This window comes from Tessaracoccus sp. MC1679 (assembly GCF_014164775.1).
Lineage (GTDB): Bacteria > Actinomycetota > Actinomycetes > Propionibacteriales > Propionibacteriaceae > Arachnia.
Genome location: NZ_JACJGB010000005.1, coordinates 43,050 through 57,787 on the forward strand (window position 1 = coordinate 43,050; position 14,738 = coordinate 57,787).

12 protein-coding genes are annotated in these 14,738 nt (G+C 68.9%); 9 read left to right on the top strand and 3 right to left on the bottom strand.

What is annotated here, in order from left to right:
* The first annotated feature begins 187 nt into the window (after positions 1 to 187).
* Entirely contained in the window at positions 188 to 1,795 is a 1,608-nt protein-coding gene (rny, locus tag H5398_RS09150; RefSeq protein ID WP_370585806.1) for a ribonuclease Y, read from the top strand.
* 6 nt (positions 1,796 to 1,801) lie between these two features.
* Here rny and H5398_RS09155 read toward each other — a convergent pair whose 3' ends face one another.
* Entirely contained in the window at positions 1,802 to 2,680 is an 879-nt protein-coding gene (locus H5398_RS09155) for an aldose 1-epimerase family protein (protein ID WP_182799792.1), read from the bottom strand.
* 66 nt (positions 2,681 to 2,746) lie between these two features.
* Here H5398_RS09155 and miaB point away from each other — a divergent pair, with 66 nt between their 5' ends.
* Positions 2,747 to 4,237, top strand: coding sequence for a tRNA (N6-isopentenyl adenosine(37)-C2)-methylthiotransferase MiaB (miaB, locus tag H5398_RS09160; protein WP_182799793.1), 1,491 nt, complete (start codon positions 2,747 to 2,749; stop codon positions 4,235 to 4,237).
* 4 nt (positions 4,238 to 4,241) lie between these two features.
* Here the strand turns inward: miaB and H5398_RS09165 are convergent, their stop codons facing one another.
* On the bottom strand, positions 4,242 to 4,439 hold the full coding sequence (locus H5398_RS09165) for an antitoxin (protein ID WP_182784258.1): 198 nt from the start codon (positions 4,437 to 4,439) through the stop codon (positions 4,242 to 4,244).
* A gap of 89 nt (positions 4,440 to 4,528) precedes the next feature.
* Between H5398_RS09165 and miaA the strand changes: the two genes are divergently transcribed.
* The 4 genes from miaA (at position 4,529) to H5398_RS09185 (ending at position 9,762) form a co-directional block, all read left to right on the top strand.
* The gene (gene miaA / locus H5398_RS09170) at positions 4,529 to 5,530 is read left to right on the top strand and encodes a tRNA (adenosine(37)-N6)-dimethylallyltransferase MiaA (protein WP_370586099.1); all 1,002 of its coding nucleotides are present in this window, start codon (positions 4,529 to 4,531) and stop codon (positions 5,528 to 5,530) included.
* A complete protein-coding gene (dapF, locus tag H5398_RS09175; protein WP_182799795.1) occupies positions 5,469 to 6,284 on the top strand; it encodes a diaminopimelate epimerase in 816 nt (271 codons plus the stop codon). The genes miaA and dapF overlap by 62 nt, the downstream gene beginning before the upstream one ends.
* A 75-nt stretch (positions 6,285 to 6,359) precedes the next feature.
* Complete coding sequence (gene hflX, locus H5398_RS09180) at positions 6,360 to 7,784, top strand: GTPase HflX (RefSeq protein WP_255443657.1); 1,425 nt, start codon at positions 6,360 to 6,362, stop codon at positions 7,782 to 7,784.
* 67 nt (positions 7,785 to 7,851) lie between these two features.
* A complete protein-coding gene (locus H5398_RS09185; RefSeq protein WP_182799982.1) occupies positions 7,852 to 9,762 on the top strand; it encodes an ATP-dependent DNA helicase in 1,911 nt (636 codons plus the stop codon).
* A gap of 16 nt (positions 9,763 to 9,778) precedes the next feature.
* On the opposite strand, the gene lexA is transcribed toward H5398_RS09185, so the two are convergent.
* A complete protein-coding gene (gene lexA, locus H5398_RS09190; protein ID WP_182784250.1) occupies positions 9,779 to 10,516 on the bottom strand; it encodes a transcriptional repressor LexA in 738 nt (245 codons plus the stop codon).
* 203 nt (positions 10,517 to 10,719) lie between these two features.
* Here lexA and H5398_RS09195 point away from each other — a divergent pair, with 203 nt between their 5' ends.
* From H5398_RS09195 to H5398_RS09205, 3 genes are all read left to right on the top strand, one after another.
* On the top strand, positions 10,720 to 11,058 hold the full coding sequence (locus H5398_RS09195) for a hypothetical protein (RefSeq protein WP_182784248.1): 339 nt from the start codon (positions 10,720 to 10,722) through the stop codon (positions 11,056 to 11,058).
* 163 nt (positions 11,059 to 11,221) lie between these two features.
* Positions 11,222 to 11,737: a transcriptional regulator NrdR gene (gene nrdR / locus H5398_RS09200; RefSeq protein ID WP_182784377.1), complete on the top strand. Its 516-nt coding sequence runs from the start codon at positions 11,222 to 11,224 to the stop codon at positions 11,735 to 11,737.
* A 40-nt stretch (positions 11,738 to 11,777) separates the two neighbouring features.
* A complete protein-coding gene (locus H5398_RS09205; protein ID WP_182799797.1) occupies positions 11,778 to 14,636 on the top strand; it encodes a vitamin B12-dependent ribonucleotide reductase in 2,859 nt (952 codons plus the stop codon).
* The last annotated feature ends 102 nt before the right edge of the window (positions 14,637 to 14,738 follow it).

A 14,738-nucleotide genomic window follows, 5' to 3' on the forward strand; every position in this document is an offset into this window, starting at 1 on the left:
TAAACTCTCGCCTGCTTCGGCCGGTGAATCTGAAACGACACCACTCGGTGGCCTCGGCCACCGCATGACGCCCACCCTCGGAGTGCGCTGGCGCGCTCCGAACCTTTTCCCGACCCATGAGGTCGGGCGTGTCTGCCCGGAGATGTGCGGTGCCCGCGAACCATGTGGTTCTAGCGAAGGAGGCGCCGTGCGCGAGCTCGGTTGGATCGTTGCAGGCCTTCTCCTGGTTGGCGTCCTCGTCCTGATGTGGTTCCTGTGGCGATCAGCCGCGCGGTCACGGGCGGAGCGTGACTCCTGGGAGCGGCGTTCCCGGGACGACATGGCCTCGATGCGGGAGTCGGCCCAGGTGGCCGCCAACTCGCTGCGCGAAGACGCGGAGCGGATGCTGGCGAAGGCCCAGGACCGGGCCCGGGAAGCCATGGAGGACGTGGAGCGACGGCGTGCGGAGATGGAGATCTCGCTCGCCGCGCAGCGCGCCGAGCTGCGGGAGATCCGAGCCACCCAGGAGAGACGCGAGTCACGCCTTCACGAGCGCGAGGACCGGGTGGCTGCAGACGCAGAGGGCCTCGAGTCCCGCGCCCAACGGATGGAGGCGCAGCGTGCCCAGCTGCGCGAGCAGCGTGAGGCCCTGCGCGAGGAGCGGGAGCAGGCCAATGCTGAGTTGGAACGCGTGGCCGGCCTGACGGTGGCCGAGGCGAAGGCGGAGATCATCGTCGAGGCGGAGCGGCAGGCCAAGCTCACCGCCACATCGCTGGCCCGCGACATCGAGGCCACCGCAAAGCGGGAGGCGGATCGGCTGGCACGCTCGATCGTCATCACCGCCATCCAACGGGTGGCCTCCGAGCAGACCAGCGAGTCCGTGGTCTCGACGGTGGATCTCCCGAGCGACGACATGAAGGGCCGCATCATCGGGCGTGAGGGCCGCAACATCCGTGCCTTCGAGCAGATCACCGGCGTCAACGTCCTCATCGACGACACTCCCGAGTCGGTACTGCTGAGCAGCTTCGATCCGGTCCGGCGGGAGACGGCCAGGCTCACGCTGACGGACCTGGTGGCGGACGGCCGCATCCACCCCGCCCGCATCGAGGAGGTCTTCGAGCGCAGCCAGCGCCGCATCCACGAGCGGATCGAACGGGAGGCCGAGGATGCTCTCGCCGAGGTGGGCATCGTGGATCTGCATCCGGACCTCATCCCGATCCTCGGCTCGCTGGCCTACCGCACCTCCTACGGACAGAACGTGCTGCGCCACCTGGTCGAGTGCGCGCACCTCGCCGGGGTGATGGCGGCGGAGCTCGGGCTGGACGTGGCGGTGTGCAAGCGGGCCGCCTTCCTCCACGACATCGGCAAGGCGCTCACGCACGAGGTGGAGGGCCCCCACGCCCTCATCGGCGCGGAGCTGCTGCGCAAGCACGGCGAGCACGAGGACATCGTCCACGCCGTCGAGGCCCACCACAACGAGGTGGAGCCCCGTACCGTCGAGGCGGTGCTCACCCAGGCCGCGGACGCCATCTCAGGCTCGCGTCCCGGCGCCCGGCGCGAATCACTCGAGGCCTACGTCGAGCGGATGGAGAACCTCGAGGGCATCGCGATGGCGCACGAGGGGGTCGTGCGCGCGTACGCCATGCAGGCAGGCCGCGAGGTGCGGATCATGGTGGCCCCGGAGAGCGTCGACGACGCACAGGCGCACTCGCTGGCGCGTGACATCGCCGCGGAGGTGGAGCGGAACCTGAGCTATCCGGGGCAGATCAGGATCACCGTGGTGCGCGAATCGCGCGCCACGGAGACCGCCCACTGACGCCGGTCAGCTGACCCGGAAGCCCCACACCGAGCGCGACGACGCCCCCGGCTCCAGCACGATCAGACCCTCGTGGGTGGGGCCCTCGTTGAACGCGTCCGGGCCGCAGGTCATGGGTTCGACGGCCAGAGCCTTGCGCTGAGGCTGCGTGAACACCTGCCCCCAGGGGAGCGTCTCGTCGGCCCACAGGGTGACGGTGCGCCCGAGCGTGGTGAGCGTCAGCTCCCACGCGCCGTCGACGCCGGTCAAAGCCGTGTCGAACTCGGTGTCGCCGATGACGCGCGTCTCGCGGAAGTCGTGCTCCGCTGTGACCTCGGCGATGGAGATCGGCAGCAGCCGCTCCGGGTCCACCAGCAGCTCCTGCGCGAAGGGGAGGGTGAGCTCCGCCGTGGCGAGGTCCGCCGCCAGGTAGGGGTGCGCGCCGTAGCCGTAGGGGGCGCGCGTGGCGCCCACGTTGGTCACCTCGACGCTCACCGTCAGCCCGTCGTCGCCGACGCGGTGCCCGATGGTGGCCTCCAGCACCGCGTTCCACCCGCGTTGCGGGTAGTAGCGCGACGTGAGGATCACCTCGTCGGCCGTGTGGCTGACGAGCTGCCAGGCGACGCCGTCGTTGAGCCCGTGCAGGGCTGTGGTGCGCGGCACCTCGGTGATCGGCAGCTGGTAGCTCTCCCCGTCGAAGGTGTAACGGCCGTCGCGGATCCGGTTGGGCCAGGGGAGGAGCTGGCGCCCCATCGAGCCGGAGGGGGCCTCGTTCTCGGCGAAGGTCCAGAGCACCTCCTGGCCGTCAAAGGTCAGGCTGCGCAGCGTGGCTCCGACCTCCGTGACGACGGCGGCGAAGCGGCCGTGAGTGATGGTGAACTGGGTGCCGGTGGGGTTGAGCGTCATGGGGCCGAGCCTACGGCAGGCCCATGATTGGGTGGCCCTCAGGCGGGCGATTAGCATGGTGGAACCATGGCTGACCCACGCACCTACCACGTCATCACCTACGGGTGTCAGATGAACGTCCACGACTCGGAGCGGATCAGCGGGTTGCTGGAATCGGCCGGCCTGTCCCGCGCGCAGGCAGGCGACGGGCTCGGCGCCGGAGCCGACGTCGTGGTGTTCAACACGTGCGCGGTGCGGGAGAACGCGGACAACCGGCTCTACGGCAACCTGGGCCACATGGCCAGCGTGAAGGCCCGTCATCCGGGCCTGCAGATCGCCGTGGGCGGCTGCATGGCCCAGAAGGACCGGGACCTCATCCTCGCGAAGGCGCCCTGGGTGGACGTGGTGTTCGGCACCCACAACGTCGGCTCCCTCCCCACGCTCCTCGAGCGGGCACGCGTGGAGCGCGAGGCGCAGATCGAGATCAAGGAGGCGCTGGAGACGTTCCCCAGCAACCTGCCCACCCGTCGGGAGTCGCCGTACTCCGCGTGGGTGTCGATCTCCGTGGGCTGCAACAACACCTGCACGTTCTGCATCGTGCCGGCGCTGCGCGGCAAGGAGGCTGACCGGCGCCCGGGCGACATCCTCGCCGAGATCGAGATGCTGGTGGAGCAGGGCGTGCAGGAGATCACCCTGCTGGGCCAGAACGTCAACGCCTACGGCGTGGAGTTCGGGGACCGGCAGGCGTTCGCGAAGCTGCTCAGGGCCTGCGGGGAGGTGAAGGGCCTTGAGCGGGTGAGGTTCACCTCACCCCACCCCAAGGACTTCACCGACGACGTGATCGACGCCATGGCGGAGACCCACAACGTGATGCCCCAGCTGCATATGCCGCTGCAGTCCGGATCAGACCGGATTCTGAAGTCCATGCGCCGCTCCTACCGGTCCGAACGGTTCCTCGGGATCCTGGACCGCGTGCGCTCAGCCATGCCGGAGGCCGCCATCACCACCGACATCATCGTCGGCTTCCCCGGCGAGACGGAGACGGACTTCCTGGCCACGATGGACGTGGTCCGCCGCGCCCGGTTCTCCGCCGCCTACACGTTCCAGTACTCCATCCGGCCCGGGACCCCCGCCGCGACCATGCCGGACCAGGTGCCGAAGGCGGTCACGCAGGAGCGCTACGAGAGGCTGGTGGAGCTCGTCAACGACCTGGCCTGGGAGGAGAACCGCCGCCTGGCAGGCAGCGACATCGAGGTGATGTTCGCCACCGGCGAGGGCCGCAAGGATGCGGAGACACACCGGATGAGCGGCCGAGGCCGCGACAACCGCCTCGTGCACGTGGCTGTGCCCTCGGAGCCCGCGCTACGCCCGCGCCCCGGGGACATCGCGACGGTGCGGGTCACCCACGCGGCGCCCCATCACCTCAACTCCGACGAGCCCCTGAGGAACCTGCGGCGAACCCGGGGCGGCGACGCCTGGGAGGCGGCCACCGCTCAGCCGAAGCCCGTGGGCATCGGGCTGGGGATGCCTGCGGTGGGCGAGCCGGCGCCCGAAACGGTGAGCGCCGGCTGCGCCTGACCCGTCAGGACCCGGCGGGGGGCGCCTGGTCGCCCGTGACAGAGTCGAGCTTCTCGTTGGCGAACGCCTGCGCCTGATCGACCTGGCCAGCGTACTTGCCGCCGGTCTTCTCGTCGATCAGGTCACCGGCCTGCTCGATGCCCGCCTCGATCTGCTCCTCGTGCTGCTTGGCGAGGTCTCCGATGTTGTCGAAAAGTCCCATGTTGTGCTCCTTCTGGGGTAGGTGAATAGAACGCCTCCATCATGCCCGGCGCGCAAACCGAACGCGGGCAGCGTGGCACACTGGCGTGCGTGTCCCTGCCGCTCATCGTGCTCGTGGGCCCGACGGCGACGGGCAAGTCCCGACTCGCCGTCGACCTGGCCCTCAGCCTGATCGCCTCCGGCCGTCCCGCCGAGATCGTCAACGCGGACTCGATGCTGGTCTACCGCGGCATGGACATCGGAACGGCCAAGCCGACCCGCGAGGAGCGGGCCGGGGTGCCGCATCATCTGATCGACACCGCTGAGGTCACCGAACGGGCCTCCGTGGCCGAGTTTCAGGCGGCGGCGCGGTCGGTCATCGCCGAGCTGCGTGCCCGGGGGGTGGTGCCCATCATGGTGGGCGGTTCGCCCCTGTACACCCGGGCCATCGTGGACCACTTCGATTTTCCCGGCTCGGACGCGGAGATCCGGGCCCGGTGGGAGGCCGAGCTGGACCGGGTCGGGGCGCCGGAGCTGCACCGTCGGCTCGCCCTGCTCGCGCCGGAGTCCGCGGCCAAGATCGAGCCGGGCAACGGACGCCGGACCGTGCGGGCGCTGGAGGTGGCGGAGCTGACCGGGGGCCACCGGCCGAGCCTGCCGGAGTGGACCTACGAGCTACCCGACGTGCACCAGTTCGGCCTCAGCTTGGAGCGCGCGGCCCTGGACGCGCGCATCGAGCAACGGGTCGATGCAATGTTCGACCAGGGGCTCGTCGACGAGGTGCGGCGGCTACTGGACGTCGGGCTGCGCGAAGGGGTGACGGCGGTGCGCGCCATCGGCTACCGGCAGGTGGTGGACCACCTGGACGGACTGAGCACCGCAGAGGAGGCGCGCGCGGCGGTCAAGGCGGCCACCCGCAGGTTCTTCCGCAGGCAGCTCGGGTGGTACCACAGGGACCCGCGCATCGTCTGGCTGGACGCAACCGCCACCAGCAACGTCGCGACGGTGCTTGCCGCGCTAGGATTGGCCGATCACGCGGGAGAGGGTCACGATGCGGCGCTTCAGCTTCCACAAGGGTCACGGCACCAAGAACGACTTCATCATCCTCGATGATTCCTACGGCATGCATGAGATGCATCCCCAGTTCATCCAGGTGGTGTGCGACAGGCGTTCGGGCATCGGCGCCGACGGCGTGATCCGGGTGGTCCGCGCCGGTAGCGTGCGCGACTGGGAGGGCGAGCCCGGTCTGTGGTTCATGGACTACTACAACGCCGACGGCTCCGTGGCGGAGATGTGTGGCAACGGGCTTCGCGTCTTCGCCCGGCACCTCATCAACGAACAGCTGGTGGACAGCGGGTCCTTCGACGTCGCCACCCGCGCCGGAGTCAAGCACATCGATGTCGCCCGGCACGGCCTGATCAGCACGGACATCGGGCGCGTCGCAGTCCTCGACACCCCCGTCACGGTGCTCCACGAGGGCCTCGAGTGGCCCGCGGTGAAGGTGGATGTGGGCAACCCGCACGCCGTGGTCTTCGTCGACGAAGGGGTCCTGCCGGGGCTGGAGCTGCATCATGCACCGGTCTGGGAGCCTGCGTCGGCCTACCCCGAGGGCGCCAACATCGAGTTCGTGCACGTCGAGGGCCCCGGCCGGCTGGCGATGAGGGTCTACGAGCGGGGCGTGGGTGAGACGATGAGCTGCGGCACCGGCGTGGTGGCCGCAGCCGCCGCCTACCGGAACAGCTCCGGGCATCCCGGCCCCGTCGTCGTCACCGTGCCCGGCGGGGAGCTGACGACCGAGTTCGTCGACGGCGAGGCGCGGCTGACCGGCCCCGCGGTGATCGTGGGTCGCGGCGAGTTCTGGATCTGACCCGCAGAGGGTTATCCACAGCCAGGCTCCCGCAGCTTGGGTTACGGCCTGTGGGCTGGGACAATGGGCCCCACGATGACTGAACATTCACTTGACGAGCAGCTTGACTTCGACGCCGATCTCGAGCCGGACCTCGACGGAGACCAGGAAGACCTTGAGGCCCGGCGCTCGCTGCGCAGGGTCGCGGGGTTGCGCACCGAGCTGGAAGACGTCACCGAGGTCGAGTACCGCCAGCTGCGCCTCGAGCGGGTGGTGCTGGTGAGCGTCTGGACCTCCGGCACTCAGGAGGACGCAGACAACGCGATGACTGAGCTGAGGCTGCTCGCGGAAACGGCCGGCTCCGAAGTGTTGGCAGAGCTGGTCCAGCGGCGCAGCCACCCTGACCCGGCCACCTACGTGGGTCGAGGCAAGGTGGAAGAGGTCGCGGAAACGGTGCGCTCCACCGGCGCGGACACCGTCATCTGCGACGGCGAGCTGGAGCCCGCGCAGCTGCGCAACCTGGAAGACCGGATCAAGGTGAAGGTGGTGGACCGCACCGCACTGATCCTGGACATCTTCGCCCAACATGCCAAGAGCGCCGAGGGCAAGGCACAAGTAGAGCTGGCGCAGCTGCAGTATCTGAAGCAGCGGCTCCGCGGATGGGGCGGAAACCTCTCCCGCCAGGCGGGCGGCCGCGCCGCGGGGGGAGCCGGCATCGGAGGCCGTGGCCCCGGCGAGACGAAGATCGAGACGGACCGGCGCCGGATCTACAGCAGGATCGCGGTGCTGCGGCGGCGGCTCCGGGAGATGGACGCCACGCGGGAGGGAAAGCGCGCCGAGAGGCGGCGCCATCAGGTGCCGTCGGTGGCCATCGTCGGCTACACCAATGCGGGCAAGTCCTCGCTGCTCAACAGGCTGACCGGGGCGGGGGTCCTGGTCGAAGACGCGCTGTTCGCCACGCTGGATCCCACCACGCGGCGCACCGAGACGGACGACGGCCGCGTCTTCACGCTGACGGACACCGTGGGGTTCGTCAGGCATCTGCCCCACGACCTCGTCGAGGCCTTCCGCTCCACGCTGGAGGAGTCCGCTCAGGCGGACCTGCTGCTGCATGTCGTGGATGCCTCAGACCCTGACCCGGAGGGGCAGATCGCCGCGGTCCGCACCGTGCTCAACGAGATCGGCGCCTCCCAGGTGCCCGAGCTCCTGGTGCTGAACAAGGCCGACGCGGCAGACGAGGCCGCAATCATGGCTCTGCGGGCCAACCATCCGGACGCGGTGGTGGTCTCCGCCCGCACGGGCCTGGGCGTTGAGCCGCTGCGCGCGGAGCTGGACGCACGGCTGCCGCGTCCCGAGGTGCAGCTCACGGTGATGGTGCCCTATGAGCGGGGAGACCTGGTGGACAAGGTCCACAAGACCGCCGTGATCGACTCCCTGGAGCACACGGCTGAGGGCACCCTCATCACGGCACGCGTCCGCCCGGACCTGGCCGACGAGCTGGTGGCCTTCGTCCGTGACTGATCACGGCCTCATCCTGGCCGCGGCCGTCGGGGAGATCCACGGCGAGGCCCGCCCGGGCCAGCAGGCGATGGCGGACGCGGTGGCAGACACGCTGGAGGGCGGGGTCCACCTGCTGGTGCAGGCGGGCACGGGCACCGGAAAATCGCTCGGCTACCTCGCTCCGGCGCTCGCCCGCTGCGTGGACACCGACGAGCGCATCATCGTCGCCACCGCCACCCTCGCGCTCCAGGCGCAGCTGGCCAGCAAGGACATCCCCACCGCTCTCGACGCCGTCGAGGAGGTGACGGGAACCCGGCCCAAGGCCGCCATCCTCAAGGGGCGCACCAACTACGCCTGCCTGTACCGGGCGCGGGCAGGCGGCTCGGCCGAACAGGACTCGCTGCTGGGCAGCTCCGCACTGGCCGAGGCCGCGGGCAAGGCCGACGACGTCTCCAGGCTCGGCGCCGAGGTGCTGGCGCTGAGGGAGTGGGTGGAGGAGGAGGCCGAGCGGAAGGGCCTGGCGGATCGTGACGACGCGCCGTCGCACACCGCCAAGGGCTGGGCGCAGATCTCGATCCCCACCCGCGAGTGCCTAGGGGTGGCTCTTTGCCCCTTCGGCTCGGAGTGTTTCGTGGAGGCCTCCCGCGAGGAGGCCCGCAGCGCCCAGTTGGTGGTCACCAACCACGCGCTGCTCGCCATCAACGCGATGCACGGGGGCACCGCGCTGCCGGAACACTCCGCGGTGATCATCGACGAGGCCCACGAGCTGGTCAGCCGGATCACCACCGCCGCCACAGACGAACTGACCCCTGGCGTCGTAGAGCGCACCGCCCGCCGCGCCCTCCCGTGGCTCGACGACGACCTCGGGGTGGACTTCCTGGACCAGGCGGACGTGCTGCGCGAGGCCCTGGCCGAATCCGATCTGACGCGCATCCTGTCGGCCTCCGCGCCGCTGCCGTTCGCCGCCGCGCAGCTGCGCGACGTCACCCGCAAGGTGGTCAGTGCGCTCGGGAAGGTCACCGACGACGCCGAACGCACCCAGGCATCGTCTGCCGTGAAGGAGATCTTCGACGTGGCGGAGCGGATCGCCAAGGTCAGCGAGGAGGACGTCGTGTGGGTGACCGAATCCGACATCCTGGGCCGCGCCGCCTACGTGGCGCCGTTGAATGTCGCGGGGCTGCTGCGGAGCCAGGTTTTCGGGGAGACCACGGCCGTGCTCACCTCAGCCACCCTCGAGCTCGGGGGCTCCTTCGAGGCGGCGGCCAGCTCCGTCGGGCTCAACTACAACGACAGGCTCACCGGCGACGCCGAGCCCGCAGACAACTTCGCGTGGCGCGGGGTGGACGTCGGGTCGCCGTTCGACTACGCCCGCCAGGGGATCCTCTACGTGGCCAAGCGGCTTCCCCCGCCGGGCAGAGACGGGATGAGCCCCGAGACGCTCGCAGAGATCGCGCAGCTGATGTGGGCGGCCGAGGGGCGCACCTTGGGGCTGTTCTCCTCGCGCCGCGCAGCCGAACAGGCCGCGGAGTACTGTCGCCGGGAGCTTCCGGACCTGCCGCTGCTGTGTCAGGGGGATGCGCAGCTCTCCGAGCTGACCCGCACCTTCATCGAGGACCCGAAGACCTCCCTGTTCGGCACCATGTCGCTCTGGCAGGGCGTGGATGTGCCGGGGGAGACCTGCCAGCTGGTCATCATCGACAAGATCCCGTTCCCGCGCCCAGACGATCCGCTGATGCAGGCACGGAAGAAGGCCGTGGACGATGCCGGGGGCAACGGATTCATGAGGGTGGCAGCCACTCACGCGGCGCTGCTGCTCGCGCAGGGGTCCGGCCGGCTCATCCGCCGCCTGGAGGACCGGGGCGTGGTGGCCGTACTCGATCCGCGCCTCGTCACGAAGCGCTACGGCGAGTACCTCAAGTCCTCGCTGCCTGGGTTCTGGATGACCACCGACGGCGACATCGCGGTCCGCGCGCTGCGTCGCCTCCGCGGCTCGGAGTAGCCGCTGAAGCAGGCCCTCAGAGCTTGCGCATCACCGCGACCACCTTGCCCATGATGAGGGCGTGGGTGCCGTCGATGGGGGAGTAGTCCGGGTTGTGCGGCAGCAGCCACACCTGGCCGTCCTTGCGCTTGAAGGTTTTGACGGTGGCCTCGTCGTCCAGCAGGGCCGCGACGATGTCTCCGTTGTTGGCGTCCGACTGCTGCCGCACCACCACCCAGTCGCCGTCGCAGATGGCGGCGTCGATCATGGACTCCCCGCGCACCTCCAGGAGGAACACCTGGCCTTCGCCGACCAGCTGCCGGGGGAGAGCGAACACGTCCTCCACCTGTTGCTGGGCCAGGATGGGCCCGCCGGCGGCGATGCGGCCGATGAGGGGAACCGCGACGGACTTCGGGACGTCGTCGTAGGACTGCGCCGGGTCCAGCTGATGCTGCTCGCCGGGCATCGTGACCACGACGGCGCGGGGACGGTTGGGATCCCGGCGGAGGAAGCCCTTCTCCTCCAGCACACGGAGCTGGTAGGTCACGCTCGACGTGGAGGCCAGCCCTGCGCGGGCGGCCACCTCGCGGATGCTCGGCGGATAGCCCAGCTCTTCGATGGACTGCTTGACGACCTGCAGGATGGCCACCTGGCGCTTCGTCAGCCCGTGGACATCCTCCGGCCCGTCCGGGAAGGAGGCGATGTTGCCGAGCTCGGCCTCGATGGATGCGTTGGTGGGGCGGCCTCGTCGTGGGCGCTTCGTCTCTTCAGCCATGCCGGCAGCCTACCGCTCGCGAGAACGTGTGTTCGAAATGTCGACGCGTGTCGCGAAGGGACCCGGAAAAAAGTGTCAGTGGGCTCGTGTGGACTGCATCTATCGCTCCCGCGACACGCCGGATAGAACGAGTGTTTCATTCCGGCGGTGGAGGCGCTAAGGTTTATTTCGAACAGGCGTTCTAGGTCAGGAAAGAGGTTGTCATGACCGCAGCACAAGCAGTCAGCTTCAAGGTCGTTCATGCCGGCGCGCGTCGCGTGGTCACCGTGTCCCCGGCCGGCCGGCCAGAGCTCGCGGGACCCCTGGCCCGCCCGGCGAGGCCCGCCGCGCCTGGCCGCGTGGGCACTGTCTCCTCGTGCCAGGTGGCCCGCCCGGCCACGGCGTCGCCATTGCTGGCGTTGAAGGTGGCGTTCGTCGGTATCCTGGCCGCCGTCGGGCTCACCCTGTCTGCCGCCCAGTTCGTGGGCATGGCCCAGGTGGATCCGGCGACGGACTACGTCGCGGGGGATCCGGCCTGGGCGCATGTGACGGCCTCCCGATAGGTGCGAAGTCGTCGGCGTTTCGCCCTTGCCCTCCGGCGGACCCCGATTTAGGCTGTCCCTACATCTAGTAGTTACAGCGGTGTCTTTCCCCTATAAGTTGTGGTTCCGGCTGCAGCATGGCAAGGTAGGGCCTCCGCTGTCCACCAGGGAAGGCCCGCCGGTCATGCACTGCCCGTTCTGCCGCAATACAGACACCAAGGTGTCTGATTCGCGCGCAACCGAGGACGGGTCAGCCATCCGACGGAGGCGGGTCTGCCCCGTCTGTGAGCGCAAGTTCACCACAGTCGAGCAGTTGGTGCTCACCGTCGTCAAGCGCTCCGGTGTGGTCGAGTCCTTCAACCGGGACAAGGTCATCATGGGGGTCTCCAAGGCGTGCAAAGGCAGGCCGGTGACGGCCGCGCAGCTGGCGGCTCTGGCCCAACGCGTCGAGGAGTCGCTGCGTGCGTCCGGCCAGGCCGAGATCCCGGCCGAGCAGATCGGCGTGGCCATCCTCGGCCCGCTCGAGGAGCTGGACTCCGTCGCCTACCTCCGGTTCGCCAGCGTCTACAAGAACTATGACTCCGTGGACGATTTCCAACGCGAGATCGATCTGCTGCGCCTGAGCGCGGCCGAGAAGGATCTGAGCCGCGCCGCCGCGGTCGTCGGGCCCGTCTCGGCACAGCAGCCACTCATCAGCTAACACACATCTTCCAGCGCTACACATCAGGAAACCGAGGGGAATGACTATGACCGCGACAGCCGCACGCGCCACGCGTACCAAGGACGCAGCGCCGCGCAAGGGACTCACCATCGAGCGGGTCTTCACCAAGAAGGGGGTGCATCCCTACGACGAGGTCGAGTGGGACCGCCGTGACGTGGTGCAGACCAACTGGCGGACCGGGGAGAACGTCTTCGAGCAGCGCGCGGTGGAGTTCCCGTCCTCCTGGAGCGTCAACGCCTCCACCATCGTCACCACCAAGTACTTCCGTGGCGCGCTGGGCACCCCTCAGCGTGAGGAGAGCCTGCGCACGCTGATCGACAGGGTGGTCACGTCCTACGCCAAGGCGGGTCAGGACTTCGGCTACTTCGCCACGGAGGAGGACGCCGAGATCTTCGGCCACGAGCTCACCTGGATGCTGCTCAACCAGTACTTCTCCTTCAACTCACCCGTCTGGTTCAACGTCGGCACCCCCTCGCCGCAGCAGGTCAGCGCGTGCTTCATCCTCAGCGTCGATGACTCGATGGACTCCATCCTCAACTGGTACAAGGAGGAGGGCTTCATCTTCAAGGGCGGCTCCGGCGCCGGGCTCAACCTGTCGCGCATCCGCTCCTCGAAGGAGCTGCTGAGCTCCGGAGGCACAGCCTCCGGCCCGGTGTCGTTCATGCGCGGCGCGGACGCCTCGGCGGGCACCATCAAGTCTGGAGGTGCCACCCGGCGCGCCGCCAAGATGGTGGTCCTGGACGTGGACCACCCGGACATCGTCGAGTTCGTCGAGACGAAGGCGCGCGAGGAGGACAAGATCCGTGCCCTGCGCGACGCCGGGTTCGACATGGATCTGGGTGGCAAGGACATCACCTCCGTGCAGTACCAGAACGCCAACAACTCGGTGCGGGTCACCGACGAGTTCATGACGGCAGTGGTTGAGGGTGGCCCCTTCGGGCTGCGTTCGCGTACCGACGGCTCCGTCCTCGAAGAGGTGGACGCCAAGGAGCTCTTCCGCAAGATCTCCACCGCTGCGTGGGAGTGCGCCGACCCCGGCATCCAGTACCACGATCACATCAACGACTGGCACACCAACCCGGTCACCGGCCCCATCACGGCGTCCAACCCGTGCTCGGAGTACATGAGCCTGGACAACTCGTCGTGCAACCTCGCCTCGCTGAACCTGCTGAAGTTCCTCAAGCCGGATGGCACGTTCGACGCGGAGTTGTTCGTCAAGGCCGTCGAGCTCATCATCACGGCGATGGACATCTCCATCTGTTTCGCGGACTTCCCCACCGAATCCATCGGGGAGACCACCCGCAACTTCCGCCAGCTGGGCATCGGCTACGCCAACCTCGGGGCGCTGCTGATGGCCATGGGCAAGGGATACGACACCGACGGCGGGCGCTCCACCGCGGCGGCCATCACGTCTGTCATGACGGGGGCCTCCTACCGACGCTCGGCTGAGCTCGCCGCCATCGTCGGCCCCTACAACGGGTACGCCGTCAACGCCGAGGCGCACCAGCGCGTGATGCGCAAGCACCAGGCCGCCAACGACGACCTGCGGGTGCTCATCGACGACAGGCACCTGTACTCCGTCGCCGCACGCGAATGGGACCGGGTGGTCACCCTCGGTGCCAAGAACGGCTTCCGCAACGCGCAGGCCTCGGTGCTGGCCCCCACCGGGACCATCGGCTTCATGATGGACTGCGACACCACCGGCGTCGAGCCGGACTTCTCCCTGGTCAAGTTCAAGAAGCTCGTCGGTGGCGGCTCCATGCAGATCGTCAACCAGACCATCCCGCGCGCCCTCAAGCGCCTCGGCTACAGCACCGAGGAGATCGACGGCATCGTCGAGTTCATCGGCTCCAACGGCCACGTCATCGGCGCCCCCGGTCTGGCTGCCGAGCACTACGAGGTCTTCGACACCGCCATGGGCGCACGCTCCATCAAGCCGATGGGCCACGTCCGGATGATGGCGGCCGTCCAGCCGTTCCTCTCCGGCGCGATCTCCAAGACCGTCAACCTGCCGGAGACGGCCACGGTCGAGGAGATCGAGGACGTCTACCTGCAGGGCTGGAAGCTGGGCCTCAAGGCGCTGGCGGTCTACCGCGACAACTGCAAGGTCGGCCAACCCCTCTCCGAGGGCAACGGGGAGACCAAGGAGGAGAAGAAGGCCGAGCCCGAGGTTCGGATCGAGTACCGGCCGAAGCGCCAGCGCCTCCCGAAGTCCCGGGCGTCGCGCACCACGAGCTTCTCCGTCAGCGGGGCCGAGGGCTACATGACCTCCAGCGCCTACGAGAACGGCCGCATCGGCGAGGTCTTCCTCAAGCTCGGCAAGCAGGGCTCCACCCTGGCCGGCGTCATGGACGCGTTCTCCATCGCAGTCTCGATCGGTCTGCAGTACGGGGTGCCCTTGGAGAGCTTCGTGCAGAAGTTCACCAACCTCAAGTTCGAGCCCGCAGGCATGACCGATGACCCGGACATCCGGATCGCGCAGTCGTTCATGGACTACATCTTCCGACGCCTCGCCCTGGACTACCTGAGCTTCGACGACCGCGCCGAGCTGGGCATCTACACCGCCTCGGAGCGCGCGCGCTACGTCGAGACCGGGTCCTACCTCTCCGAGGAGGACGAGGCGGCCATGTCCGAGGCGGACTCCCTGCGCAACGACGCAGGCGATGACTTCCAGGTCGACGGGGCTCGTCAGCCCTCACTGATCGACGCGCCGTCGACGGCCGGTTTCACCACGGCCCACACGACGGCGGAGCTCATGGAGTCGCTGACCGGCCGTGAGGTCGACGCCCCCTTGTGCATGACGTGCGGCACGAAGATGCGGCCCAGCGGGTCCTGCTACGTCTGCGAGGGCTGCGGCTCCACCAGCGGCTGCAGCTGATCTGAGTCTGCGAGGGGCGGTCCGGCGATGAGCCGGGCCGCCCCTTTCAGGATCCGAGGCCTTGGCCCTCTCTGATGGGGATATCGTTCAGCCAGCGCCCAC